The organism is Sulfitobacter delicatus, from assembly GCF_900102535.1.
GTDB lineage: Bacteria > Pseudomonadota > Alphaproteobacteria > Rhodobacterales > Rhodobacteraceae > Sulfitobacter > Sulfitobacter delicatus.
This window is the reverse complement of the sequence record NZ_FNBP01000002.1, coordinates 539,215-563,288: the sequence shown is the minus strand read 5'-3', so window position 1 is coordinate 563,288 and position 24,074 is coordinate 539,215. Positions and strand designations below refer to the sequence as shown.

Here is a 24,074-nt window from a genome sequence, read left to right as displayed (position 1 = left end):
CGCGAAGGGTTGTGCCAATGCAGGCGGATGGTACAGGGTGGTAAACAACCCGTTATGGCTGCAGGCCCATGTTGACTTTTGCAGGCGTTGTCGCACTTTGAAACACGGGCGGAACGATGGCGCCTGACCCTTTGACCCTCTGATGGAGTGGCCCTTGAACAGCGACCGCGAAGAAATCGAGCGCTTGATCGCGCAGGTGGCAATGGGAGATCGTGCAGCGTTCGAAGCGCTTTATGATCGGGTGTCGGCGAAACTCTTTGGGGTCAGCCTGCGTGTGTTGGATACACGGGCCGCAGCAGAGGACGCCATGCAAGATACATTCGTCAAGATATGGAACAACGCGGACCGCTATCAGGCCAACGGTCTGTCGCCGATGACATGGCTGATTACCATCGCCCGCAACACCGCGATTGACCGTCTGCGCGCGACGCGCAAGGGGCATCAGGACATCGACACGCCGGGGCTTGAACTGGCCGCACCGGGGCCAAATCCCGAACAATCCGCCGTCGCGGCCTCGGAAGCCACGCGTCTGACGGGCTGTCTTGACGGGCTCGAAGCCGACCGTGGTGCGGCGATCCGGGGGGCCTATCTGGAAGGGGCGAGCTATGCCGATCTGGCCGAGCGGTTCAACGTGCCGCTCAACACGATGCGCACATGGCTGCGGCGCGGGTTGATGAGCCTGCGGGAGTGTATGAGCATATGAGCGACCACCCCACCATGCCCGCCGAAGACGATGACATGCTCGCCGCCGAAGTGGCGCTTGGGCTGGTCGAGGGCGAGGCGCGCGATGCGGCCCGCGCCCGCATGCTGCAAGACCGTGCATTTGCGCGCCGCGTGGCCGACTGGCAGGAACGCTTCGTCGCCATGACCGATGACATCACCCCGGTGAACGCCCCCGCCCGATCGCGCAAAGCGCTGATGGCGCGGCTCTTCTCGGCCCGGCGCGTGCCGTTGATGCAGCGCCTCTGGGTCTGGCAGGGGATCAGCTTTGCAGCGCTGGCGGCGGTGGCCTTCCTTGCTGTACCGCTGCTTCAGGAACCAACAGTGCCAACGCAGGGCGAGGTCTATGCCACCCGCATGGCTGCCGAAGACAGCGCGCTGGAACTGCTCGCCGTGATGGACATGTCACGCGGCGACATTGCTCTGCGCCGGGTCTCCGGCGCGGCACCCGAAGGCCGGGTGCTGGAGCTTTGGGCAATCCTACCCGAACGGGCGCCGATCTCGCTGGGCGTGCTGCCAGACGGTGACGTGAGCCGTGTCGCCCTGCCTGCCGATCTGGCCGCCGAGGCCGCGCAGATCACGCTGGCCATTACCGACGAGCCACCGGGCGGTGCGCCGGGTGGCGTGCCCACCGGTTCCGTCATGGCCGCAGGCGCAGTGGCCGAGCTCTAAGATCACAGAAGCCGCCCTTCGGGGCGGCTTTTCTTTTGTTTGTTACAGTCGCTTGAAAGTTTTTTTAAGAAAAACTCACTCCCTGCTGAAACTCCTGCCGCGCTGCTTCCGTGGGTTCAGCATCGCCGCCCACAACGGGGGGCATCTGAGGAGGAAACCCAAATGATCAACTTCAAGACACTCGCCGCCGCGACCGCTACTGCCGCTTTGTTCGCCACAGGCGCTATGGCCGCCAACCCGCAGGTCGGTGGTGCGGATATGTTTGAGAATAAAAACATCGTCGAAAACGCCGTGAACTCCGCCGATCACACCACGCTGGTCGCCGCCGTGAAAGCCGCCGGTCTGGTCGACACGCTGGCCTCCGAAGGCCCCTTCACCGTTTTCGCCCCCGTAAATGATGCCTTCGCCGCACTGCCCGCGGGCACTGTCGACACGCTGCTGAAGCCCGAAAACAAAGACATGCTGACCAAAGTGCTGACGGCCCATGTTGTCGCGGGCAAATGGTCCGCCGCGGACATCGCAGCCAAGGCCCGCGCCTCCAGCGATGGATTTTATCACTTCAACGCCGTCTCCGGCGACGCGCTGTCCGCACAAGTCAAAGGCAACAACGTCTATATCATCGACGAGAGCGGCAACGCCTCGCGCGTGACTATCGCAGATGTGAACCAGTCCAACGGGGTGATCCACGTTGTAAATAGCGTGCTGGTCCCCAAGTAAGACCTAAGCCACGCGGGCCGATGTGTTCTTCATCGGCCCGCCTCACCGCCCACCCTGACGGAGGAAACACCATGAACAGACGTCATTTTCTGACATCGAGCCTTTGGGGCGCTGCCGCCGTCGGACTGGGCGCGCGCACCGCTGCCGCCGCCTATGTAGAGGGCAACTTTGAAGTCACCCGCACCGAAGCTGAATGGCGCGCGATGCTGAGCGACATTGAGTATGCCGTGATGCGCGAGGGCGATACCGAGCGGGCCTTCACCAGCCCGCTGAATGACGAGACCCGCCCCGGCACCTTTAACTGCAAAGGCTGCGATCAGCCGCTTTATGATGCCGCGACCAAGTTCAAAAGCGGGACCGGTTGGCCGAGTTTCTATCAGCCCCTCGACAATGCCGTTGAGACGATGCCCGACAATTCGTTCTTCATCCGCCGCACCGAGGTCCATTGCGACCGTTGTGGCAGCCATCTGGGCCATGTCTTTGACGACGGGCCAGAGCCGACAGGCAAGCGGCATTGCATCAATGGCGTCTCACTGACCTTCGCGGCGGCCTAACCTACACCGCATCGAAACCCTGACGCGCGCCCCTTTCGGGCGCGCTTTCTCTTTCAAGTCCCGCGGGGTTTGGCGCGCAGCGTCGGGTCGGCCACCGTCGGGTCTTCGGGCCACGGGTGACGCGGATAGCGGCCCCGCATGTCCTTGCGCACATCGGCATAGGAACTGGCCCAGAAGCCCGGAATGTCCATCGTCACCTGCACCGGGCGCTGGGCGGGGGACAGCAGGGTGACTTGCAGCGGTTGGCCGCCCACAGTGGGATGCCGCGAGACGCCGAACATCTCTTGCAGGCGCAGGGAAATGCCGGGTTGGTCGCCGCTGTAGTCAATCGCCACGCGCCGCCCCAGCGGGGTTTCGAAATGCGCGGGGGCGGCGCGGTCAAGCTCTTGTTGCTGCTCCCACGTGAGCCGCGCCTTTAGGGCCGGCGTCAGGTCAAACCCCTTCCAATCGCCCGTGCTGCGGACCCCCGCGAGATGCGGCAGCAGCCAATCGTCCAGCGTTTCCATCAGGTGAGCGTCAGAGAAGTCGGGGAAGGGCGCAGACATGAGCCGGGCGCGGGCCAGAAACAGCGCCGCGGCTTTGCCTGGCTTCAGCCCCAGTTGTCGCACACCGTCGAGCATCGCGACAGCGACCGCATCGGCAGGCGCATCGGGCCAGGTGCGGTCCTCCAGCACCAGCGCACCGAAAACTTCCTGCCGCCGGGTCAGCACGCGACCCTCGCGGCGCGACCAGAGGCAGACGTCCTGCCAGTGGATTTGCTCCCCAAAGGTCTCTCGCAGCTCAGCATCAGTGATCAGCGTGGCCTGCCGTATCCGCGCCTCACGCGGGTCACCGTCAAGATCGGTCGCCACCAGCAACCGCGCGCCGGCCATCGGGTCAGTCTCAGGCAAAATCGCGCCTTTGCCGCCCGACAATACATAGCGCGGGGCCTCACCCTTGCGGCGCAAGCCGACACGGTCGGGATAGGCCAAGGCGGCCAGCACGCCCAAACCGTCCGGCCCGACGCCCTTTGTCATCCGGCTCAGCCGCTTGGCCTCGGATTTGATCCGCGCCAGCGTCGGGGCATGGGGCGCGGCGGCGGTGCGTTTTCCGGCCAGCGCATCCATTCGCAGCGACAGATCGACGGGGGCACCGCGCATCGGGTCGCGCTCGGCCAAAAGCGCGGCGAGCAGCGGTGCGCGGGGCCCGCCGCGGGCGACCATATGCGCCAAGCGCGGGTGCAGTGGCAGCTTGGCCAGCGTCCTACCATGCGCAGTGATCCGACCCGCATCGTCCAGCGCGCCCAGCATCTGCAACACCGACTGCGCCTCGGCCAAACGCCCAGCATGGGGCGGGGTGACAAAGCTCAACTCATCCGCCTGCGCGCCCCAAAGCGCCAGTTCGAGCGCAAAGCCGGTGAGGTCTCCGGCCTCGATCTCGGCCGGAGGGAAGGCGGCGAGCGCGCCCTCTTCGCCGCGGGTCCAGAGCTTGTAAGCCACGCCCGCGTCCAGCCGCCCGGCGCGGCCTGCGCGTTGGGTGGCTTCGGCGCGGGTGACGCGTTCGGTCACCAGCCGCGACATGCCCGAGGAGGGGTCGAACAGCGCCCGGCGCGAGCGGCCTGCGTCGACCACGATGCGGATGCCTTCGATGGTGAGTGAGGTCTCAGCGATGGAGGTCGCCAGCACCACCTTGCGGCCCGTGCGGGCGGGGGCGATGGCGGCTTGCTGGGCCTTGAAATCCAGCGCGCCGAAGAGTGGGGCCAAGGTGCAGTCATCTGGCAAGGTCGCGCTCAAGAGCGCCTCCACCCGCCGGATCTCGCCCTCACCGGGCAGAAAAACCAGCGCCGAGCCGGGGGCCTCGTTGAGTGCCTTTAGCGTCAGGTCGGCCACCGCATTCTCCAACCGCTGCTTGCCCATCGGCTTGTCGAGCCAGCGCGGCTCCACGTCAAAACTGCGGCCCTCGGAGGTCACGATCGGCGCTTCCATCAATTCCGCCACCGGGGCGGCGTCGAGCGTGGCGGACATGGCGACGAGCAGCAGGTCGTCCCGCAGCGCACCCGCGACTTCGAGGCAGAGTGCGAGGCCCAGATCGGCGTTCAGCGAGCGTTCGTGGAATTCGTCAAAGATCACCGCGCCGACGCCGGGCAGGTCGGGGGTGTCTTGCAACATGCGGGTCAGGATGCCTTCGGTGACGACTTCGATGCGGGTGTTTTTCGACACGGCAGAGGCCCCGCGCACCCGAAAACCGACGGTCTGGCCGGTCTCTTCGCCTAAGCTGTCGGCCATGCGTGCGGCGGCGGCGCGTGCGGCGAGGCGGCGCGGCTCCAGCATCAGGATGCGGCCTTGGGTCAGGCCTGCGTCCAGCATCGCCAGCGGCACTCGTGTGGTCTTGCCCGCGCCCGGGGGCGCTTGTAGCACGACGCGGCCCCTGTCGCGCAGGGCGGTGATCACGTCGGGCAGAACGGCGTCGATGGGCAGGGCGAAATCAGCGTTGGACATGGGGCGGTTATCGGGCAAAGCGGCCGCCGCGCCAAGGGTGGGGATGGACAATTCCGCGCCGCCCCCGCAAAAGTTGGGCCATGGATATCGACGATCTGGCCAAGGGCATCATAGCAGGCGAGCGCCGCGCGCTGGCGCGGGCGATCACGCTGGTGGAATCGGGCCGTGCGGATCACCGTGCGGCGGCTGCGGAACTACTGACGAAGCTGCCCACGGACCGGCAAGCGCTGCGGATTGGCCTGTCGGGCACGCCGGGGGTGGGGAAATCCACTTTCATCGAAAGCTTTGGCATGATGCTGACGGGGCAGGGCAAACGCGTGGCGGTGCTGGCGGTGGACCCCAGTTCGACACGTTCGGGCGGGTCGATCCTAGGTGACAAAACGCGGATGGACCGACTGAGCCGCGAGCCAAAAGCCTTTATCCGACCCTCGCCCAGCCAGACGCATTTGGGCGGCGTGGCGCGCCGCTCGCGCGAGGCGGTACGGCTTTGTGAGGCGGCGGGGTTTGACGTGGTGCTGATCGAGACCGTGGGCGTGGGCCAGTCCGAGACCGTGGTGGCCGAGATGTCGGACGCCTTCGTGCTGCTGCTGGCCCCTGCGGGCGGTGACGAGTTGCAGGGGGTGAAGCGGGGCATCATGGAAATTGCCGACCTCATCGTCATCAACAAGGCGGACGGCGATCTGAAATCCACCGCCGCCCGCACCCGCGCCGACTATGCCGGAGCGCTGCGTCTGCTGCGCAAGCGGCCGCAAGATCCGGAAGGCTACCCGCGTGCGACGGCTGTGTCGGCCTTGGAAGAACATGGGCTCGATGAGACTTGGACCGCCTTGCAAGAGTTGATCGGCTGGCGGCGCGAGAATGGGTTTTGGGACCGCACCCGGGCCGCGCAGGCGCGCTATTGGTTTGAGCAGGATGTGAAGCAACGCCTGCTGGCGCAGATGGAAACACCGCAGGCGCGGGACGATCTGCACCGCCTCAGTGACGCGGTGGCCGACGGCGCGCGAGACCCGGCAGAGGCGGCGGCAGAGTTCGTGCGCCGCCTGCGCAGCGATCAGGACTGAGGGGCGGTTTCCGGCACGGGGAAGACCACGTCGTAGACCCAGTTAAACACGAAGGCGTAGATCAGGTAGAAGACGGCAAAGCTCACGTCGATCAAGAATGCCTCCATCAGCGAGACGCCCAGATACCATGCGATGAAGGGCATCAGGACGAAGAGCAGCCCGACTTCAAAAGTAACGGCGTGCAGCACCCGGATCGGCACCGTCTTTTGCACCGTACCGCGTAGGCGTTTCATCCCGTGGTCAAAACCGAGGTTATAGACGTAGTTCCACGCCGTCGCGATGCTGGCGCTGACCACGGTGACGACGCCGATCTCTTGGAGCGGCTTATCAAATAGCCAAGCACCCATCGGCGTGACGATCAAAAGCGCCAAGACTTCAAAACTGATGGCGTGGCGGATGCGGTCGGAGGTTTTGCGCATGGGGCGGTCCCGGAGTTCGTCGGGTCGTCCCGAGTGTTTTCCCAAAGGGGGGAGGTCGTCCTCGCTTGGACCCAATATGGCGATTGGCGCGCCGGGCGCAAGGGGATCAGCGGCCCGCCTTGGGGTGGGCGTTGTTATAGACCTCCATCAGCCGTGCGGTGTCGACGGCGGTATAGGCCTGTGTGGTCGAGAGCGAGGCATGGCCCAGCAGTTCTTGGATCGCCCGCAGATCGCCGCCCGCGTCGAGCAGATGGGTGGCAAAGCTGTGGCGCATCGCGTGGGGTGTGGCGGTAGCGGGCAGGCCAAGCTGCATCCGCGCATCGGCCATGACCTGCGACACCGACCGTGCGTTCAGCGGCCCGCCGCGAATGGCGCGGAACAGGGGCGCGTCCTTCTCCTGCGGGTAGGGGCAGGCGGCGAGGTAATTGGCCACAGCGCGTTTGGCGGCGGGCAGGACTGGCACGACACGTTCTTTGCCGCCCTTGCCGACGATCCGCAGCGTGTCGGGCAGGGGCGCGTCGCCGCCCTTGAGTGCCAGTGCCTCGGAAATCCGCAGGCCGCAGCCCCAGAGCAGGGTCAGCACGGCCATATCCCGTGAAGCGACCCACGGTGCACGGGCTTGCGTTTCGACGCAATCGATTAGGGCGCGGGCGGCGTCTTCGGCCAGCGGGCGCGGCAGTTTCTTCTGAAACTTAGGCGAGCGGGTCAGCAGCACGGCGGTGGGCTCGAACCCCTCGCGTTCGGCCAGCCAGCGGTAAAAGGCTTTGACCGCCGAGAGCTTGCGTGCGACCGAGCGTGAGCCGACCCCGCCGCTGCGCGTGCTGGCCATCCATGCGCGCATGTCGCTGATGGTGATTTTGGCCAGTGCGCCAAGGCCTTGGCTGTCGCCCTTGTGCAGGGTCATAAAGGACAGGAACTCGGTCACATCGCCCTGATAGGCCGTCACCGTGTTTTCCGCCGCACCCTTGAGCGCGCGCTGGTGATCCAGCCACGTCTGTAACGCATCCCGCGCCGCGGGGCTGATCAGAAGCGGATTGGCCTTCTCGCTCAAGACAGCCAGCGGCGCATCGAGCGTTCCAGCACGCCGGTAAAGAAAGTGAGCAGATCGGTGCCTTGCTGCGGCCCGAACATATGCGGGTCTTCCGCGCCCATCACCAGCAGGCCGGGCAGGCGGCCCGCGCCGAAATCGAGTTTCAGACATGCCTCAGAGCGAATCCAACCCGCTTTGGTGCCGTAAAGTGCTTCGGAGCCATCCTGCAAGGCGCGCAACGTCACCTGCCGCACCATGCCGCCCCGCCCTTGGCTGAGGTAGTCGTCGATGAAGCCCGGCTCGGCCACGGTCAGCACATCGCCCAAACGCTGCACCGCCGGATCATTGTCGTTTTGCACCGACTCCAACACCAGTTTCACCGCGTCAACGCGCAGGATGTCAGCCACTTCGCCGCCGAGATTGCGCAGGAAGGTTTCGAACTCCACCGGGTCCAGCATTTGCAGGATCGCACGGTGGATCTGATTGGTCCCGGCGAGGTTTTCATAAGCCGCGGCGATGACGCTGCGGTGGGTGTCCTCCAGCCGGTCAAGCCGCGTCTCAAGCCGCTCCATCGCGATGCCGCGCAGGTCGACGATATTGCCGCCCATTGCCTTCTCATTGGCCGCAATCAAGGCCTGCATCACGTCGCTGTCGTCAAGGATGACATCCGGCGCGGAAATGATCGCCTCACGCAGGGCGTCGTCGATTTTAGGGCTGCTGCTCATCTGCGTCTCTTTTTGATTTGCGGTGTCATAGCATGGTGGGGCGGCGAAATCTGCCCCAAATTAAGCGTTGTCCTGCGGCCTGTGGTCTTTGTGCCAGTTCGCGTTTCGCGGATGTAGAGCGAAGTGCGTCGGAACAAAAGCGTTCAAAGCGGGTTGGCCCCCATCGACACGCGGATTTTGGCCGGAAGGCTGCGCGTGCCATGAACGCCCCGCCGCATGTCCCCGGATGCGGTGCTTCGGGCCTGTGCCGGGCGAGGAATTCTTAGATGGAACATGTCTCCGTCGATCTTTGGGCGGCCAATCTTCAGGTTGCGCCAGACTCTTTGCAGGGCTGGCTGGCCGGGGTTGAGGCGCGCCTGCAACAGGCTGCCACGCGGGGTGCTGCGCTGTTGGTGATGCCAGAGTTTTGCTGCGCGCAGTGGCTGAGCTTTGCCCCGGCGGGGCTGCCAGCCGATGAGCAACTGGGCTGGCTGGCGCAGACCGCTGTCGAAGCGCTTGGCGAAATGCGCCGCATGGTGCGCGAGACAGGCGTGGCCCTGCTGCCCGGTACCTTCCCGGTGGCCTTTCCTTCAGTCGATGCGCCCGAAGGTTACCTGAACCAAGCGTGGTTCCTGACCCCCGATGGTGGCTTGCAGGTGCAGAACAAGCTGAGCCTGACACCGCTTGAAGCCAATGGCGCCAGCGGCGTGACCATCGCGGGCACGGGGATCAATGTGTTCGAGTGGCAGGGCATGCGCTGTGTCATCGCGATCTGTCTCGACGCGGAATACACCGCGCTTTGGTCGAAGCTGGGCGAGCTGGACCTCGATCTGGTGATCATCCCGGCCAAGACTGACATGATCACCGGCTATAACCGTGTCTTCAGCTGTGCGCGGGCGCGGGCGATTGAGTTGCAGACCGCCGTATGCTGTGTCGGTGCCGTCGGCGCACCGCTGACGCCTTGGCAGCAGGATACCGGCGTGGGCGGGGCGAGCGTCTATCTGCCCTGCGATGTCTCGGTCGCGCTGGACGGGATGCACGCAGCATTGCCGCCGCAGACGGCGGCCCATGGCACGGATTTGGTTTTGCAGGCCGTGGCGATCCCGGTCGGCCAATGCCGCCGCATCCGTGCTGGGGCCGCCGAAGCCGAAGTGCGGCCCGGTCTGTGGTCGGGCGATCACCTGACGGTCGAAGGCGAAGCCGCCTAAAGAAAAACCCCCGCTGCCCTGGGCAGAGGGGGTTTGTAATTCGTTCAGAAAGGCCGGTTCAGATGATCTTCTGACCGGTCTTTTTCCAATCCGCCATGAACTGCTCCAGCCCCTTGTCGGTCAGCGGGTGGGAGGCCAGCTTCTTGATCACTTCCGGCGGCGCGGTCATCACGTCGGCACCAATGCGCGCAGCATCAAGCACATGGTTCACGCTGCGGATCGACGCGGCGAGGATCTGCGTGTCAAAGCCGTAGTTGTCATAGATGATGCGGATGTCTTGGATCAGATCCATGCCATCGAGGTTGATGTCATCCAGACGCCCGATAAAGGGCGAGATGAAGGTGGCACCCGCTTTGGCCGCGATCAGCGCTTGGTTGGCCGAGAAGCACAGGGTGACGTTGATCATATGGCCTTCGCCCGACAGGACCTTACAGGCTTTCAGCCCGTCCCATGTCAGCGGCAGCTTGATGGTGATGTTGTCGGCGATCTCGGCCAGTTTGCGGCCTTCGGCGATCATCGCATCGGCTTCCAGTGCCACAACCTCGGCCGAGACCGGGCCATCGACGAGGTCACAAATTTCCTTGGTCACTTCGAGAATGTCGCGGCCCGATTTCAGGATCAGCGAGGGGTTGGTGGTCACACCATCGACCATGCCAAGGTCATTGAGTTCGGCAATGGCGTCGATCTCGGCGGTGTCTACGAAGAATTTCATGGGCTTTCCTTCCGGTCTGGAATGTGATCGCTCGGGGGGCAATCGGTTGCCTTGGCTTTACCGCATGATCTGCGATGCTTAAAGCCTGAATTCCCACAAGCGAGGCGGAGCATACGGCGGACATGGCTGAATTCTACCATCATGGCGAGTTGCTCTCGGTGATGACGACCCAACCTTTGGGCCGTGCGCTGGACTACCGTGCGCCCGAAGGGGGCTGTCATGCCGGGGCCTTTGTCGAGGTGCCATTGGGCCCGCGCAAGGTGATGGGCGTGGTCTGGGGGCCGGGGGCCGGCGACTATGACATCAACAAAGTGCGCCATGTGATCCGGGTGCTGGATGCGCCGCCGATGCGCGACGAGATGCGCGAATTTTTGCTGCGTTCCGCCGCCTATACGCTGACCCCGCTGCCCGCGATGCTGCGGCTGGCCACCCGCGCACCGGGCTTGGGCGACCCGCCCTCGATGCGCAAGATTTACCGGGCGGGCGAGGGGGTGCCAACCCGTATGACCGATGCGCGCCAGCGGGTCATGGCGGTGCTGGAGGAATACGGCGATCTGGCCTTCACGCTGAAGGAGCTGTCCGAGATGGCCGGAGTGACCTCGTCGGTGGTCAAGGGCCTCGTCGACCAAGGCGCCGTGCGCGAAGAAGAAAGCCCCCGCGATCTGCCGTTTCGACGGCTCGATCCGTCATTGCCGGGAAAGGCACTGACCGAAGATCAGGCCAAGGCGGCGGCGGTGCTGCGCGAGGGCATAAAGGCTGAGAGCTATGGCACGACCCTGCTACGCGGGGTCACCGGCTCGGGCAAGACCGAAGTCTATCTCGAAGCCGTGGCGGCGGCGGTGGAGTCCGGGCGGCAGGCGCTGGTTCTGCTGCCCGAGATTGCCCTCACCGAGCAGTTTCTGGACCGGGTCGAGGAACGCTTTGGCGCCAAGCCCGCCGAGTGGCATTCCGGCGTCACCATGACCGAGCGCCGCCGCATTTGGCGCATGGTGGGTGAGGGCAATGCGCAACTGGTGATCGGCGCGCGCTCGGCACTGTTCCTGCCGTTTCAGAACCTCGGGCTGATCGTTGTCGATGAGGAGCATGACACCTCTTACAAGCAGGAAGATGGGGTCTTGTATAATGCCCGCGATATGGCCGTATTGCGCGCTTCGATCTGCGGCGCGCAGGTGGTGCTGGCCAGTGCCACGCCCAGCCTTGAGACTTGGGCCAATGCCGAGGCGGGCAAGTACCGTCGCTTGGAGCTGACCTCGCGCTTTGGCCCGGCGGTGATGCCGCAGATGGGCGCGATTGACATGCGGCAGACGGGGTTGCCCGGCGACAAGTGGATCTCGGCCGAGATGAAACGCGAGGTCGATGCACGGCTGGAGCGTGGCGAGCAGGCGATGCTGTTTATCAACCGTCGCGGCTATGCGCCGATCACGCTGTGCCGCGCCTGTGGTGAACAGATCGGTTGCGACCAATGCGATGCGCGGATGGTGGAGCATCGGTTCTTGAAGCGTCTGGTTTGCCACCAATGTGGCGAGACCAAACCGATGCCGGAGGCCTGCCCGTCTTGCGAGGTCGAGGGCAAGCTTGCGCCCATCGGACCGGGGGTGGAGCGCTTGGGCGAAGAGGCCACGGCGCTTTGGCCCGAGGCGCGGATCGCGACCTTGAGTTCGGATATGTATGGCTCGGCCCGGGCGCTCAAGGCCGAGATTGCGGGGATCGCCGAGGGGGCGGCGGACATCATCATCGGCACGCAGTTGGTGGCCAAGGGGCATAACTTTCCCAAGCTCACCTTGGTGGGGGTGATCGATGCCGATCTGGGGCTGACCGGCTCGGACCTGCGTGCGGCGGAGCGGACCTTTCAATTGATGCGGCAGGTGGCCGGGCGCGCAGGCCGGGCCGAGGCGCCGGGGGCAGCGCTTTTGCAGACCTATCAGCCAGAGCATCCGGTGATCCGGGCGATTTTGGCGGGTGAGGAGGAGAAGTTCTGGGCCGCTGAAGCCGGGGAACGCCGCCAGGCCGGGGTGCCGCCTTATGGGCGTATGGCGGGAATCATTCTGAGCGGCAGTGATGCGGCGGCGGTCTTTGATCTGGGCAATTATCTGGCGCGGCATGATGGGCCGCTTAGGGCCGTGGGGGCACAGGTCTTTGGCCCGGCGCCAGCGCCGATTGCGCGGGTGCGGGGGCGGCATCGGGTGCGGTTGTTGGTAAAGGCGGATAAGAGTGTGGCGTTGCAGGAGGCGCTGAGCAAGTGGGTCGGGGCGCTGCGGCTAAAGGGGGATTTGCGGCTGGCGGTGGATATTGATCCGCAGAGTTTTTACTGAAGCTGGCTGTGGTAAAACGAGGGCCAGCGCCTGCCCGCGGGTCGGCGATCCAACCTTATGATGCTGCCACTTTATGGCTCAACCATGATGCGCCTTCGCAATGTTGCGCCTAGCCTCACCAAATCGCCTACCCGTCCGGGCGGGCAGGCGATGGCCCGGCGCCTGCGGCTTGACTCCGGGCCGGGTGGAGTTAGAGAAACTTAATGCTAGGCGCAGAAGGTGCGGCGGAAACCGCTAGCGGGCATTCCCTTTCCCCGCGCACAACAGCCCGGAATCAAGGCCGTAAGGCCGCCGGGCAGCGCCAGACCGGCCCTTGGGCTGGCGCTTTTGCAATCGGAGTGCCGGCCTGCGAGTGTTCTACATGGGTTGCCGAGATAAATTGCGCAATTGAGAAAGCGAGAGCGCCAGCCCCCGGTCTGGCGCAGCCCGGCTCTCCGCCTTTTCCCTCGCCAATTGCAAAGCCCCGGCGTATTGCTTCCCCATGACCCGTTACATCACCCTCGAAGAAGCCAAGCACCTGCCGTTCTGGCGCCGCCCCGTGGCCCTGCTGTTCCTCATGGCGCTCGCCATGCCCATCGCCTTCAACACCTGGTCGGCGCTGCTGAACAACTTCGTAATCGAGGTGGCCGACTTCGACGGGTCCGACATCGGCCTTCTGCACACCGTGCGTGAAATCCCCGGCTTCTTCGCCATCGGCGTCATCGCCATCATCATCTTCGTCCGCGAACAGGTGCTGGGGCTGGTCTCACTGGTCCTGCTCGGCGCGGCGACGGCGATCACCGCCTATTTCCCCTCCATGGGCGGCATCCTTACCATTACCATGCTCAGCTCCATCGGCTTTCACTACTACGAAACGGTAAACCAATCGCTGCAACTGCAATGGCTGAAAATCGAAGACGCCCCGCGCATGATCGGCTGGCTCATGGCCGCCGGATCACTCGCGACGCTGGTGGCCTATCTGGCGATCATGGCGCTTTGGGAGACGCTGAACCTCAGCTATAGCATCGTCTATATGATCGGCGGCGGCATCACTGTGGTGATCGCCCTCATCGCAATGCTGGCCTATCCGCAGTTTGAATCCCCCACCGTGCAGACCAAGAAAATGATCCTGCGCAAACGCTACTGGCTCTATTACGCGCTGCAATTCATGTCAGGCGCCCGGCGGCAGATTTTCGTGGTCTTTGCGGGCTTCATGATGGTCGAACGCTTTGGCTTTGAAGTGCATGAGATCACCACGCTTTACCTCATCAACCTCATCGCCAATATGATCTTCGCCCCACTGATGGGCCGCGCCGTGGGCCATTTCGGCGAACGCCGGACGCTGGCGGTGGAATATATCGGGTTAATCATGGTCTTTCTGGCCTATGGCGGCGTCTACTACCTCGGCTGGGGCGTGGTTATCGCGGCGGCGCTTTATGTGATTGACCACATGTTCTTTGCCCTCGCCTTAGCCCTGAAAACCTACTTCCAGAAAATCGCCGACCCGGCGGATATCGCCCCGACGGCGGCAGTCGCATTCACGATCAACCATATCGCCGCGGTCTTCCTGCCGGTCGGGCTTGGCCTTTTGTGGCTCGCTTCCCCTGCCGCGGTCTTCTTCCTCGCAGCGGGCATGGCGGCGGTCTCGCTGATGCTGTCTTTGCTTATCCCGCGCCACCCGGTGCCGGGGCATGAAACGATCTTTCAGCGTGCCCTGCCACAAGCCGCCGAATAACGCGCCCGCGCCAGCATGGCTTGACCCGACGCGCGCGCAGCCCTAGGCGAAGCGCAACCGCACCGCAGCAAAGGACCGCGCCATGCCCACTTTCACCGCCCTGACCACACTCACAGGCCGCGACCCCGCCTATGCCTTGGGCGAAGCGATGGAGCGGCTGACCCCTGAACCGACCGGCGTCGGGGTGTTTGAGGTCGAAGACGGCTCGGGCCTGTGGGAAGTTGGCGGCTATTTTGAAGAAGAGCCCGACACAGCGGCCCTTGCGGTGCTGGCCGCCGCGATGGGCGCCAAAGACTTCACCATCTCGGAACTGCCCGAAACCGACTGGGTCGCCCATGTGCGCCGCGAATTGGCCCCGGTGGAGGCTGGGCGCTTTTTCGTCTATGGCAGCCATGACGCCGACAAGGTGCCCGCGGACTGCGAGCCCCTTCTGATCGAGGCTGCGATGGCCTTTGGCACCGGCCACCACGGCACGACGCTGGGCTGCCTCAAGGCGCTGGACCGTTTGGCCGAGGCGGGCTTCCACGGCAAGAACGTTGCGGACATCGGCTGCGGCACCGCTGTGTTGGCGATGGCGGCGGCTCGTATCTGGCCTGAAACCGTGCTGGCCAGCGATATTGACGAAGTTGCCGTCGAAGTCGCGCAGGCCAATGTCGATGCGAATGACCTCACAGGCCGCGTGACCTGCGTCGAGGCGGCGGGATTCGATCACCCCACTTTGGCAGAGGCCGCGCCCTTCGATCTGGTCTTTGCCAATATCCTCAAAGGCCCGCTGGTGGCCTTGGCCCCCGACATGGCCCAGGCGCTTCAGCCCAAGGGCTATGCGATTCTCTCGGGCATTCTGAACGAACAGGCTGACGAGGTGATCGAGGTTTATGCACGATCTGGCATCAATCTGACCCACCGTGAGAGTATTGGTGACTGGACGACACTAACGCTGCAACTTGTGGCGTAATTTACGCCTCATTCTCGTTGCATTTGAGCCTTTTGCCACTTTGTTGCCACATTTGAGCTTTATTCAAATTGTCAGCAAAGCGGTGGGGGCCGTGTTGCGAGTGAGGCTGCCATGGTCGAAACCCATGCTCAATTTGTCAAACGTCTGGAAATGCTGGGGCGCAAGCACAAGCAGATGACGGGCGGTTACGTTACCCGCGTTGGCCGTGATGGGCTGATGACGGTCACACCAAAGCGCGCGCGCCGGGGTTTTCCCTTTAAGGGTCTGGTGCTGATCGTGATGGGGTTCTTTGTTTTCAAAGCCTTCACCCTCGCCGCCGTCGGGCCGATCACCTATAACGAACGCCTGTCGACACTGGCGGATGGCGGCGCGGTAGAGCGTGCCGGAGCAGTGATGCTGGCAATTGATCCGCTGACGCAGTCTTTGGCCGACCTCACCGGGCCGATCATGCGTTAAGCAAACGTGAACCCATCGACTGAAAAATAGAAAAGCCGTAGCCGGGGGCGCCCAGCTACGGCTTTATCATATGTTTGGCGGGGTGGGGCTTAGCGCACGAAATGGCTCTGAGCGACGAGGTCAATGTCGCCACGCAGCAGACCGATGTCGGCTAGCTCATGGTCTGTGAGATCCGAGAGCGCTTTGCGAGTCATGCGGGTGTCCTGCCACGCCTCGATCGCGCCGAATACGGCGCCGAAGAAGGAGAAGATACGCGAGACGGCCGATGTCGAGCCGTATGCGCTGCGGGTGGTGTCGAGTGCTGCCATGGTGCCGTCCTTTGTCTGATCGCTGTGCCGAATGCCGAACTGGATTTTTTGCAAATAGAACCGAAACCTGAACCGCGCAATCCCCTGAAAACGCCGGGGGTGCTCTGCGTTTTTTGCATAGGTCGCAGGGCGGCTTAAACACCAATAAATTATAGGCAAATCACGCATTTTGCATGTCGGTTTTCGACATCGAAATGGCGGGTTTTGACCGCGTGGTTCAAAAGCGACAGGCGGCATGTCGCAAACCCTCCACACACGCAAAGCCTTGGCGGATGTTCGCCTTTCGTGCTAGTGCTTCAAAAAAGCAACAAATTTTATGAGGGCAGTGATGATACGGGTGATCGGCATAGATCCGGGGCTGCGCAATCTCGGCTGGGGGGTCATCGACGTCTCGGGCAGCCGAATCGCGCATGTCGCCAATGGCATCTGCCATTCCGAGGGCGACGACCTCGCGATGCGGCTTTTGTCGCTGCATGGGCAATTGACGCGGGTGCTTTCGACCTACCGCCCCGGCACGGCGGCGGTTGAGCAGACTTTTGTGAACAAAGACGGGGCCGGGACGCTGAAACTTGGCCAAGCGCGGGGTATCGCCATGCTGGTGCCCGCGCAGTTTGGGCTGACGGTGGGGGAATATGCCCCCAATAAGGTCAAGAAAACCGTGGTCGGTGTCGGCCATGCGGACAAAGGACAGGTGGCGCATATGGTGCGGATGCAGATGCCGGGGATCGAGATTGCGGGGCCGGATGCGGCGGATGCGCTGGCGATTGCCATCTGCCACGCGCATCACGGCGGGGCCAGCACCTTGGCGCAGGCCGTAGCGAGGGCGCAGGCATGATCGGCAAGCTTTCAGGTCGCATCGACTACCGCGCTGCCGATCACTTGCTGATCGACGTGCGGGGTGTCGGGTACCTCGTCTATATCTCCGACCGCACTATGGCCGCGCTGCCGGGCGTGGGCGAGGTCGTGGCGCTCTATACTGATCTGGTGGTGCGCGAAGACCTGATGCAGTTGTTTGGTTTCCAGACGCTGGTGGAGAAGGAATGGCACCGCCTGCTGACCTCAGTGCAGGGGGTGGGGGCCAAGGCGTCGCTCGCAATCCTCGGCACGTTGGGGCCGGATGGCGTCAGCCGCGCAATTGCGCTTGGCGACTGGAACGCGGTGAAGGCGGCCAAGGGCATCGGCCCCAAGATTGCACAGCGTGTGGTGCTGGACCTCAAGGACAAGGCCCCCGGTGTAATGGCGATGACCGGCACCGTGGCGGACGCTCTGGGCGAGGCGCAGGCCGCCGCCGATGAGACCGTCATTGAGGCTGCCGCCCCGCGTCCCGCGCCGAAACCCGCAGCTCCCAATGCCTCGGCGCAGTCCGAGGCGCTTTCGGCCCTTGGCAACCTCGGCTACGCCCCCGGCGATGCGGCGGGCGCCGTGGCGCAGGCGGCGGGGGAGACGCCGGAAGCGGATACCAAGGCGCTGATCCGTGCGGCATTGAAGCTGCTGGCGCCTCAGGGGTGAGACCCCTCTGGCAGAACCCTCCGCCCTGCGGCATAACGAGGCCCTATGACCGACATTGACCCCACCCTGCGGCCCGAGCCGATGCCCGAAGACTTTGACCGCGCCTTGCGGCCACAGATGCTGGCGGAGTTTGTCGGGCAGGCCGAGGCACGCGCGAACCTCGCCGTTTTTATCCAATCTGCCCGCCAACGGGGCGAGGCGATGGATCACACGCTGTTCCACGGGCCTCCGGGCTTGGGCAAGACGACGCTGGCGCAGATCATGGCGCGGGAGTTGGGCGTGGGCTTTCGCATGACCTCGGGCCCGGTGCTGGCCAAGGCGGGCGATCTGGCGGCGATCCTGACTAACCTCGAAGCCCGCGACGTGCTTTTCATCGACGAAATTCACCGTCTGAACCCGGCGGTGGAGGAGGTGCTCTACCCTGCGCTCGAGGATTTTGAGCTCGATCTGGTGATCGGCGAAGGCCCTGCTGCGCGCACCGTGCGGATCGAGTTGCAGCCCTTCACGCTGGTGGGCGCTACCACCCGCATGGGCCTGCTGACGACACCGCTGCGCGACCGTTTCGGCATCCCGACGCGCCTGCAATTTTACACCGAAGACGAGCTCTATATCATCGTCGACCGCAACGCCCGCAAACTCGGCGCGCCCGCCGACGAGGGCGGCGCGCGCGAGATCGCCAAACGTGCGCGTGGCACGCCGCGCATCGCGGGGCGTCTGCTGCGCCGCGTGGTGGATTTTGCGGTGGTTGAGGGCGATGGCCGCGTGACACGTGACTTGGCGGATATGGCGCTCACCCGGCTTGGGGTCGATCATCTGGGGCTTGATGGGGCCGACCGGCGCTATCTCAAGCTGATTGCCGAGAACTATCAGGGTGGCCCGGTGGGGATCGAAACCCTGTCAGCCGCGCTCAGCGAAAGCCGCGACGCGCTGGAGGAGGTGATTGAGCCCTTTTTGTTGCAGCAGGGCCTGATCCAGCGTACCTCGCGCGGCAGAATGTTGGCGGCCAAGGCTTGGACGCATCTAGGTATGGCTGCGCCAAAAGGGCAGAACGACCTCTTTGGCTGAGGCGCAAGACGAGGTGGAAGTGATGACCATGACGGCACAAGATATCGAGACATTGTTCACCCGCCGCGACGGGCAGTTCGCCTTTGCCCGCTGGGGCCGCCCCATCGCGCCGGTGGTCTTTGGCGTCGAAGAGGGCGCGCTGCCGGTGATCAAGGGCGCGCTTGAAGCCGTCGCCAGCCTTGCGGGCCATGACATGGCCGAGACCGACCCTGAGTTGGGCAGCAATGTCATGATGTTCTTCTTTGCCGATTGGGCCGAACTGTTGGACGTGCCGGGCATGGACGGTTTGGTGCCGGACCTTGCGGGGCAGGTGGAGCGACTTCAGGCGGCGGGGGCGAACCAATACCGCTTTTTCCGTTTTGAGGAGAACGGCGCGATCAAGGCGGCCTTCGTGTTCCTGCGCATGGACGAAAGCTTGCGCGATATGTCGGCGCAGGTCTTGGCGCTGAGCCAAGCGGTGCAGATCATTCTGCTCTGGTCCGACGCGGCCTTCGCTGAGCAGTCGCCGCTGGCGCTGGCCGATGAGGCGCTGGTACTGCGTCCCGAAGTGGCCGATGTTATCCGCGCTGCCTATGATCCGGTGATGCCGCCTGCCGCAAACGACGCCAGCCATGCGCTCCGCCTCGCCGCGCGGGTGTCGGCATGAGCCATAGCTTCCCGGTCCGCATCTTTTACGAAGACACCGACATGGCGGGCATCGTCTATTACGCCAACTACCTGCGCTACATCGAACGCGCACGCTCGGACATTGTCGAACAACTCGGCCTAGACCAGCGCGCCATGCGCGACGGCGGTTTGGTCTTTGCCGTGACTAGGGTCGAGGCTGACTATATCGGGGCGGCGCGCTTTGGCGACCGGTTGGAGGTGCTGACCACACATCAGGCCGAAGGGCCGGTGCGATGGGTCTTTGATCAGGATGTGATGCGCGACGGCAAGGTAATTTTCCGCGCCAAAGTGACGGCGGTCTGCATGACAACCGAAGGCCGACCCACCCGTCTGCCAGCGAAACTTCGCCAGTCCGACGGCAATTCGGCAAGCTAATACCATAATTCTGGCAATCCCGGTTGCAGTCAGCTAGCTTTGCGCCAAATTGAGGCCCGAAAACACGGGCCCAAGAGGCAGATTGCCCCAAATGGGGTGGCAGGAAAGAGCATAGACACATGGAAGCAGAGACGCTGGCATTGGCGCAGGAGATGGATTTCTCCTTGTGGGGGCTGTTCGCCAAGGCGACGGTGACCGTCAAACTCGTAATGATCATGCTGATCGGGGCCTCGTTCTGGTCTTGGTCAATCATCGTTCAAAAGACCATTCAGTACCGCAAGGCCCGCGCCGAAGCCGCGCAGTTCGATCAGGCCTTCTGGTCAGGCGAGCCGCTGGACGGGCTTTTCGACACCATTGGCGCCGATCCCGACGGGCCGTCAGAGAAAATCTTTGCCGCCGGCATGTCCGAATGGCGCCGCTCGCACCGCGAAGACGGCGCATTGATCCCCGGCGCCACCGCACGCATCGACCGCTCGATGGACGTGGCCATCGCCAAAGAAGCCGAGCGTCTGCAAAAGGGTCTGCCGGTTCTGGCGACCGTCGGCTCTACTGCGCCATTCGTGGGTCTGTTCGGTACCGTCTTCGGCATCATGAACTCCTTCATCGAGATTGCCGCCCAGCAGAACACCAACCTCGCCGTCGTGGCACCGGGCATCGCCGAGGCGCTCTTGGCGACCGGCATCGGCCTTCTGGCCGCGATCCCGGCGGTTGTCTTTTACAACAAGCTGAGCGCCGACAGTGACCGCATCCTTGGCAACTATGAGGCCTTCTCGGATGAGTTCGCCACCATCCTCAGCCGCCAGTTGGACAGCTAAGCCATGGGCGCAGGTGTCATGAAAAAACAGGGCGGACGAGGGCGCAGACGTGGTCGCGCGCAGCCGATGGCCGAGATCAACGTCACGCCTTTTGTCGACGTTATGCTGGTGCTCTTGATCATCTTCATGGTCGCGGCCCCGCTGTTGACTGTGGGCGTGCCGGTGGAACTGCCGAAAACCGCCGCCAGTGCGTTGCCCTCTGACCAAGAAGAGCCGCTGACCGTGACCGTCACCGCCGAAGGCTCGGTGCAGATTCAAACCACCGAGACGCCGAAAGACCAGCTGGTAACCAAGCTGCGTGCCATCGCGTCGGAGCGGGCCAGCGACCGCGTGTTCCTGCGCGCGGATGGCAAGGTGCCCTATGCGCAGATCATGGAAGTCATGGGCGCGCTCAACGCAGGCGGCTTTTCCAACATCGGTCTGGTGACTGACATCGGCGGCCCGGCGTTGGACGGCAGCGACGCGTCGGGTGGCTGAGCGGTGCATACCGGGCATTATATATCAGGTGCCGGGCATCTGGGCCTTATCGGCTGGCTGTTCTTTGGGAATATCTTCACCTCCGAGCCCGAGCCTGTTCAGATGACCGAGGTGTCGGTGATCTCGGCGGCGGAATATGACGCGCTGGTTGCAGCGCAGCAGGCACCGTCTTCGACCACCGAAGTTGCCCAGCCCGCACCGCCAGAGGTGACGGAAGATGCTCCTGACGTCACCGCAGAGCCTGACACCGCCATTGAACAACCCGAACCGGTGCAGACCGAGACCCCGCCCGAGGACACGCCGCCAGAGGTGACCGAGCTGGAACTGCCGCCGCAGACCGAAGTGGACGACACGGCCCCCGAAATGCCCGAGCCGATTGGTGACACCGCCGTTCTGGTGCCCGAAATCGCGCCCGAAGCCACCCCTCGCGAAGCGCCGCGTGTGGCGCCGGAGCCAGTGGAACAGCCCGACCCCGAGGTCCGCCCTGATCTGGACGAGCAGCCCGCCGTGGCCCCTGATGCCGAGGCCGAGGCGGAAACCGTCGTGGAAGAACCTCAGGAAGCCCAGACGCCAGAGGATAGCACAACCGAGATCGTGACCGAGGCCGACAAGGCCCCGGCTGCCTCACCGCGCCCACCCGGTCGTCGCCCCCCACCACCGCCGCCGGTTGAGGTGGCAGAGGCACCGGAAGAGCCTGCCGAAACACCTACGTCGACGCCCGAGCCTGAACCAACACCGGAGCCGGAGCCAACGCCGGAACCTGTTGAGACGCCAAGCTCAACCGAAGACGCCATCGCCGACGCGCTTAGCGAAGTGCTGGGGCAGCCGGAGGCCGAAGCCCCTGCGCCGAGCGGTCCGCCACTGAACTCCAGTGAAAGGGAATCCCTGCGCGTGGCCGTGTCGGCCTGCTGGAACATCGGGGCGCTGTCGACGGAAGCATCGCGGACCACCGTGATCGTGGGCCTGCAGATGAACCAAGACGGCACGCCGGTCGCCAGTTCGATCCGGCTGCTAAGTTCCAGTGGCGGCAGCGATGCCGCTGCCCGCCAAGCCTTTGAAGCCGCCAAACGGGCCGTGATCCGTTGCGGCAGCCGGGGCTACGACCTGCCGCAGGAAAAATACAGCCAATGGCAAGACATCGAGATGACATTCGACCCAATGAGGAGCCGATAACATGCTGACGAGACTTCTGGGACTGCTGGCGCTGAGTGCCGCCACCGTATTCACGCTGGCCCCCGATCCAGCCCGCGCCGAGCCGCTGCGCATCGTGATCGATGACCCAACCATCGAGCCTTTGCCCTTTGCCGTGCCCGCCTTTCAACCCGAAAGCGGCGAGGCCGGGCAACTGGCGGTGGACATCGCCCGCGTCGTGTCAGAAGACCTGACCGGCACCGGCCTGTTTCGTGAGATCCCGGCCAGCGCCTATATCTCGACCGTCAGCGACTTTAACGCGCCGGTTGAATATGCCGATTGGAAAGCAATCAACGCGCAGGCGCTGATTGCAGGCGCGGTCAATGTCACTGGCAACAGTGTGAACGTTAAGTTTCGCGTCTATGATGTTTTCTCCGGCGAGGAACTGGTTGACGCAAATGGGCAAGGCGGTTTGCAGTTTTCGGGCACCGTCGATGGCTGGCGCCGCATGGCGCATAAGGTGGCCGATGCAGTCTACAGCCGGATCACCGGGGAGGGCGGCTATTTCGACAGCCGCGTGGTCTATGTCTCGGAAACCGGGCCAAAGGACGACCGTCAGAAGCGGCTGGCGATCATGGATTACGACGGGGCAAACCTGAAGTACCTGACCGAATCCGGCTCCATCGTGCTGGCCCCGCGCTTCTCGCCCGACGGCAATCGCGTGCTTTACACCAGCTATGAAAGCGGTTTCCCGCGCATCTATGTGCTCGACATCGGTTCGGTCCAGCGCCGTGCGTTGGAGAGCGCCGAGGGCACCATGAGCTTCGCGCCCCGTTTCTCGCCCAGCGGTCAGACGGTGGTCTATTCGCTGAGCCAGGGCGGCAATACCGATATCTACACGATGGACATCAACTCTGGCCAATCGGTGCGCCTGACCAACACGCCTGCCATTGAGACAGCGCCCAGCTTCTCGCCTGACGGCAGCCAGATCGTCTTCGAAAGCGACCGTTCGGGCAGCCAGCAGCTCTATATTATGCCTGCCACCGGGGGCGAGGCGACGCGCATTTCCTTTGGCGAAGGGCGTTATGGCACGCCCGTCTGGTCGCCGCGTGGCGATCTCATCGCCTTTACCAAACAGAACAAGGGCCGCTTCCACATTGGTGTGATGCGCACGGATGGCTCAGAAGAGCGTCTGCTCACGGCGTCCTTCCTCGACGAAGGCCCGACATGGGCGCCCAATGGCCGCGTCATCATGTTCGCGCGTGAGACCCAAGGCGCGGGCGGCTCCTCGTCGCTCTACTCGGTCGATATCTCGGGGCGGAACCTCAAGCCGGTGCGCACGCCTGAAGGCGGGTCGGACCCGTCTTGGTCGCCCCTGCAGAACTGAGCCAAACATCATTTCCCCACAGGCGCGGGCAATTCCCATGATCCCGCGCCTGTGTTATCTCCTCCAACGACACCGCCACCACCGAGAGGGCAGACCCCATGAAACGCATTCTGACGAGCACGCTTTTGATTTCCGCGCTGGCCGTGTCGGCCTGTACCAACCCTGACCGTTTCGGTGCCGATGGCATGGGCGGGGCCGGGGCCAATGCAGGCGCAGGTGCCAATGCCGGTATCGTACCGGGCAGCGCCAATGACCCGACCTCCACCGCCTATTTCCAGCAGGCCGTCGGCGACCGGGTGCTCTTCATGGTGGACCAATCCACCCTGACGGATGCAGGCCGCGCCACGCTCGACGGGCAGGTGGCTTGGTTGCAGACCAACTCTGACTATCAGGCCGTGATCGAAGGTCACGCGGATGAGCAGGGCACGCGCGAATACAACATCGCGCTTGGTGGACGCCGGGCAAATGCCGTGCGCGAATATATGATATCAAAAGGCATCGCGGCATCGCGGCTCAAGACGATCAGCTACGGCAAAGAGCGCCCGATCGAAATCTGCTCGGAAGAGGCCTGCTATGCCAAGAACCGCCGCGCGGTGACCGTGCTCGCCGGTGGCGCGCTGACCAGCTAAG

Annotated in this window: 26 protein-coding genes; 20 read left to right on the top strand and 6 right to left on the bottom strand. The window is 63.9% G+C overall.

Annotated elements, in window-relative coordinates; all coding sequences use genetic code 11:
- Positions 1-202: 202 nt before the first annotated feature.
- From BLS57_RS05970 to msrB, 4 genes are all read left to right on the top strand, one after another.
- Positions 203-703 (top strand): sigma-70 family RNA polymerase sigma factor, encoded by a 501-nt coding sequence (locus tag BLS57_RS05970; protein ID WP_244153613.1) that lies wholly within the window; start codon positions 203-205, stop codon positions 701-703.
- Positions 700-1,392, top strand: a complete 693-nt coding sequence (locus BLS57_RS05965; RefSeq protein WP_093740125.1) for an anti-sigma factor — start codon at positions 700-702, stop codon at positions 1,390-1,392. Before BLS57_RS05970 ends, BLS57_RS05965 begins: the two co-directional genes overlap by 4 nt.
- 162 nt (positions 1,393-1,554) lie before the next feature.
- Positions 1,555-2,109, top strand: coding sequence for a fasciclin domain-containing protein (locus BLS57_RS05960; RefSeq protein ID WP_093740123.1), 555 nt, complete (start codon positions 1,555-1,557; stop codon positions 2,107-2,109).
- A gap of 71 nt (positions 2,110-2,180) precedes the next feature.
- Complete coding sequence (msrB, locus tag BLS57_RS05955; RefSeq protein ID WP_093740121.1) at positions 2,181-2,663, top strand: peptide-methionine (R)-S-oxide reductase MsrB; 483 nt, start codon at positions 2,181-2,183, stop codon at positions 2,661-2,663.
- A 53-nt stretch (positions 2,664-2,716) separates the two neighbouring features.
- On the opposite strand, the gene hrpB is transcribed toward msrB, so the two are convergent.
- Positions 2,717-5,140 (bottom strand): ATP-dependent helicase HrpB, encoded by a 2,424-nt coding sequence (gene hrpB, locus BLS57_RS05950; protein WP_093740372.1) that lies wholly within the window; start codon positions 5,138-5,140, stop codon positions 2,717-2,719.
- Between the two features lie 80 nt (positions 5,141-5,220).
- Between hrpB and meaB the strand changes: the two genes are divergently transcribed.
- Positions 5,221-6,201 (top strand): methylmalonyl Co-A mutase-associated GTPase MeaB, encoded by a 981-nt coding sequence (gene meaB / locus BLS57_RS05945; RefSeq protein WP_093740119.1) that lies wholly within the window; start codon positions 5,221-5,223, stop codon positions 6,199-6,201.
- On the opposite strand, the gene BLS57_RS05940 is transcribed toward meaB, so the two are convergent.
- The 3 genes from BLS57_RS05940 to BLS57_RS05930 all read right to left on the bottom strand — a co-directional run bounded on the left by BLS57_RS05940 (position 6,192) and on the right by BLS57_RS05930 (position 8,375).
- Complete coding sequence (locus BLS57_RS05940) at positions 6,192-6,620, bottom strand: PACE efflux transporter (RefSeq protein ID WP_093740117.1); 429 nt, start codon at positions 6,618-6,620, stop codon at positions 6,192-6,194. The two genes, meaB and BLS57_RS05940, sit on opposite strands and share 10 nt — an antisense overlap.
- A gap of 106 nt (positions 6,621-6,726) precedes the next feature.
- Positions 6,727-7,671: a tyrosine recombinase XerC gene (locus BLS57_RS05935; protein ID WP_208597523.1), complete on the bottom strand. Its 945-nt coding sequence runs from the start codon at positions 7,669-7,671 to the stop codon at positions 6,727-6,729.
- Positions 7,668-8,375: a DUF484 family protein gene (locus tag BLS57_RS05930; protein WP_093740115.1), complete on the bottom strand. Its 708-nt coding sequence runs from the start codon at positions 8,373-8,375 to the stop codon at positions 7,668-7,670. The genes BLS57_RS05935 and BLS57_RS05930 overlap by 4 nt, the downstream gene beginning before the upstream one ends.
- Positions 8,376-8,641: 266 nt before the next feature.
- Here BLS57_RS05930 and BLS57_RS05925 point away from each other — a divergent pair, with 266 nt between their 5' ends.
- The gene (locus BLS57_RS05925) at positions 8,642-9,562 is read left to right on the top strand and encodes a nitrilase-related carbon-nitrogen hydrolase (RefSeq protein WP_093740113.1); all 921 of its coding nucleotides are present in this window, start codon (positions 8,642-8,644) and stop codon (positions 9,560-9,562) included.
- A gap of 58 nt (positions 9,563-9,620) precedes the next feature.
- On the opposite strand, the gene fsa is transcribed toward BLS57_RS05925, so the two are convergent.
- A complete protein-coding gene (gene fsa, locus BLS57_RS05920) occupies positions 9,621-10,274 on the bottom strand; it encodes a fructose-6-phosphate aldolase (protein ID WP_093740111.1) in 654 nt (217 codons plus the stop codon).
- Between the two features lie 122 nt (positions 10,275-10,396).
- On the opposite strand from fsa, the gene BLS57_RS05915 reads away from it, so the two are divergent.
- From BLS57_RS05915 to BLS57_RS05900, 4 genes are all read left to right on the top strand, one after another.
- A complete protein-coding gene (locus BLS57_RS05915; protein ID WP_093740109.1) occupies positions 10,397-12,586 on the top strand; it encodes a primosomal protein N' in 2,190 nt (729 codons plus the stop codon).
- A gap of 481 nt (positions 12,587-13,067) precedes the next feature.
- Entirely contained in the window at positions 13,068-14,300 is a 1,233-nt protein-coding gene (locus BLS57_RS05910) for an MFS transporter (RefSeq protein WP_093740107.1), read from the top strand.
- An 82-nt stretch (positions 14,301-14,382) separates the two neighbouring features.
- Positions 14,383-15,255 (top strand): 50S ribosomal protein L11 methyltransferase, encoded by an 873-nt coding sequence (locus BLS57_RS05905; RefSeq protein ID WP_093740105.1) that lies wholly within the window; start codon positions 14,383-14,385, stop codon positions 15,253-15,255.
- 111 nt (positions 15,256-15,366) lie between these two features.
- Positions 15,367-15,711, top strand: coding sequence for a hypothetical protein (locus BLS57_RS05900; protein WP_093740103.1), 345 nt, complete (start codon positions 15,367-15,369; stop codon positions 15,709-15,711).
- An 89-nt stretch (positions 15,712-15,800) separates the two neighbouring features.
- Here BLS57_RS05900 and BLS57_RS05895 read toward each other — a convergent pair whose 3' ends face one another.
- Positions 15,801-16,019 (bottom strand): DUF1127 domain-containing protein, encoded by a 219-nt coding sequence (locus tag BLS57_RS05895; RefSeq protein ID WP_093740101.1) that lies wholly within the window; start codon positions 16,017-16,019, stop codon positions 15,801-15,803.
- Between the two features lie 328 nt (positions 16,020-16,347).
- Between BLS57_RS05895 and ruvC the strand changes: the two genes are divergently transcribed.
- The 10 genes from ruvC (at position 16,348) to pal (ending at position 24,073) form a co-directional block, all read left to right on the top strand.
- Positions 16,348-16,854 (top strand): crossover junction endodeoxyribonuclease RuvC, encoded by a 507-nt coding sequence (gene ruvC, locus BLS57_RS05890; protein WP_093740368.1) that lies wholly within the window; start codon positions 16,348-16,350, stop codon positions 16,852-16,854.
- Positions 16,851-17,528: a Holliday junction branch migration protein RuvA gene (gene ruvA, locus BLS57_RS05885; protein WP_093740099.1), complete on the top strand. Its 678-nt coding sequence runs from the start codon at positions 16,851-16,853 to the stop codon at positions 17,526-17,528. Before ruvC ends, ruvA begins: the two co-directional genes overlap by 4 nt.
- Before the next feature lie 45 nt (positions 17,529-17,573).
- Entirely contained in the window at positions 17,574-18,593 is a 1,020-nt protein-coding gene (ruvB, locus tag BLS57_RS05880) for a Holliday junction branch migration DNA helicase RuvB (protein ID WP_093740097.1), read from the top strand.
- A 28-nt stretch (positions 18,594-18,621) separates the two neighbouring features.
- Complete coding sequence (locus tag BLS57_RS05875) at positions 18,622-19,239, top strand: hypothetical protein (protein WP_167356381.1); 618 nt, start codon at positions 18,622-18,624, stop codon at positions 19,237-19,239.
- The gene (locus tag BLS57_RS05870; protein ID WP_093740095.1) at positions 19,236-19,634 is read left to right on the top strand and encodes a YbgC/FadM family acyl-CoA thioesterase; all 399 of its coding nucleotides are present in this window, start codon (positions 19,236-19,238) and stop codon (positions 19,632-19,634) included. Before BLS57_RS05875 ends, BLS57_RS05870 begins: the two co-directional genes overlap by 4 nt.
- Positions 19,635-19,753: 119 nt before the next feature.
- Positions 19,754-20,449, top strand: a complete 696-nt coding sequence (tolQ, locus tag BLS57_RS05865) for a protein TolQ (RefSeq protein ID WP_093740093.1) — start codon at positions 19,754-19,756, stop codon at positions 20,447-20,449.
- 3 nt (positions 20,450-20,452) lie between these two features.
- Entirely contained in the window at positions 20,453-20,926 is a 474-nt protein-coding gene (tolR, locus tag BLS57_RS05860; RefSeq protein WP_093740091.1) for a protein TolR, read from the top strand.
- A 3-nt stretch (positions 20,927-20,929) separates the two neighbouring features.
- On the top strand, positions 20,930-22,099 hold the full coding sequence (locus BLS57_RS05855) for an energy transducer TonB (RefSeq protein ID WP_093740089.1): 1,170 nt from the start codon (positions 20,930-20,932) through the stop codon (positions 22,097-22,099).
- A 1-nt stretch (position 22,100) separates the two neighbouring features.
- Positions 22,101-23,444 (top strand): Tol-Pal system beta propeller repeat protein TolB, encoded by a 1,344-nt coding sequence (tolB, locus tag BLS57_RS05850; RefSeq protein WP_093740087.1) that lies wholly within the window; start codon positions 22,101-22,103, stop codon positions 23,442-23,444.
- A 98-nt stretch (positions 23,445-23,542) separates the two neighbouring features.
- Entirely contained in the window at positions 23,543-24,073 is a 531-nt protein-coding gene (gene pal, locus BLS57_RS05845) for a peptidoglycan-associated lipoprotein Pal (RefSeq protein WP_093740085.1), read from the top strand.
- Position 24,074 lies beyond the last annotated feature (1 nt).

Coding starts and splice junctions, on each gene's coding strand:
- meaB (WP_093740119.1), top strand. CDS start 5,221: ATGGATATCGACGATCTGGCCAAGGGCATCATAGCAGGCGAGCGCCGC.
- ruvC (WP_093740368.1), top strand. CDS start 16,348: ATGATACGGGTGATCGGCATAGATCCGGGGCTGCGCAATCTCGGCTGG.
- BLS57_RS05960 (WP_093740123.1), top strand. CDS start 1,555: ATGATCAACTTCAAGACACTCGCCGCCGCGACCGCTACTGCCGCTTTG.
- tolQ (WP_093740093.1), top strand. CDS start 19,754: ATGGAAGCAGAGACGCTGGCATTGGCGCAGGAGATGGATTTCTCCTTG.
- fsa (WP_093740111.1), bottom strand. CDS start 10,274: ATGAAATTCTTCGTAGACACCGCCGAGATCGACGCCATTGCCGAACTC.
- BLS57_RS05925 (WP_093740113.1), top strand. CDS start 8,642: ATGGAACATGTCTCCGTCGATCTTTGGGCGGCCAATCTTCAGGTTGCG.
- BLS57_RS05910 (WP_093740107.1), top strand. CDS start 13,068: ATGACCCGTTACATCACCCTCGAAGAAGCCAAGCACCTGCCGTTCTGG.
- pal (WP_093740085.1), top strand. CDS start 23,543: ATGAAACGCATTCTGACGAGCACGCTTTTGATTTCCGCGCTGGCCGTG.
- BLS57_RS05875 (WP_167356381.1), top strand. CDS start 18,622: ATGACGGCACAAGATATCGAGACATTGTTCACCCGCCGCGACGGGCAG.
- msrB (WP_093740121.1), top strand. CDS start 2,181: ATGAACAGACGTCATTTTCTGACATCGAGCCTTTGGGGCGCTGCCGCC.
- ruvA (WP_093740099.1), top strand. CDS start 16,851: ATGATCGGCAAGCTTTCAGGTCGCATCGACTACCGCGCTGCCGATCAC.
- BLS57_RS05870 (WP_093740095.1), top strand. CDS start 19,236: ATGAGCCATAGCTTCCCGGTCCGCATCTTTTACGAAGACACCGACATG.
- tolB (WP_093740087.1), top strand. CDS start 22,101: ATGCTGACGAGACTTCTGGGACTGCTGGCGCTGAGTGCCGCCACCGTA.
- BLS57_RS05970 (WP_244153613.1), top strand. CDS start 203: ATGGGAGATCGTGCAGCGTTCGAAGCGCTTTATGATCGGGTGTCGGCG.
- BLS57_RS05965 (WP_093740125.1), top strand. CDS start 700: ATGAGCGACCACCCCACCATGCCCGCCGAAGACGATGACATGCTCGCC.
- BLS57_RS05905 (WP_093740105.1), top strand. CDS start 14,383: ATGCCCACTTTCACCGCCCTGACCACACTCACAGGCCGCGACCCCGCC.
- BLS57_RS05940 (WP_093740117.1), bottom strand. CDS start 6,620: ATGCGCAAAACCTCCGACCGCATCCGCCACGCCATCAGTTTTGAAGTC.
- BLS57_RS05895 (WP_093740101.1), bottom strand. CDS start 16,019: ATGGCAGCACTCGACACCACCCGCAGCGCATACGGCTCGACATCGGCC.
- hrpB (WP_093740372.1), bottom strand. CDS start 5,140: ATGTCCAACGCTGATTTCGCCCTGCCCATCGACGCCGTTCTGCCCGAC.
- BLS57_RS05930 (WP_093740115.1), bottom strand. CDS start 8,375: ATGAGCAGCAGCCCTAAAATCGACGACGCCCTGCGTGAGGCGATCATT.
- BLS57_RS05915 (WP_093740109.1), top strand. CDS start 10,397: ATGGCTGAATTCTACCATCATGGCGAGTTGCTCTCGGTGATGACGACC.
- BLS57_RS05900 (WP_093740103.1), top strand. CDS start 15,367: ATGGTCGAAACCCATGCTCAATTTGTCAAACGTCTGGAAATGCTGGGG.
- tolR (WP_093740091.1), top strand. CDS start 20,453: ATGGGCGCAGGTGTCATGAAAAAACAGGGCGGACGAGGGCGCAGACGT.
- ruvB (WP_093740097.1), top strand. CDS start 17,574: ATGACCGACATTGACCCCACCCTGCGGCCCGAGCCGATGCCCGAAGAC.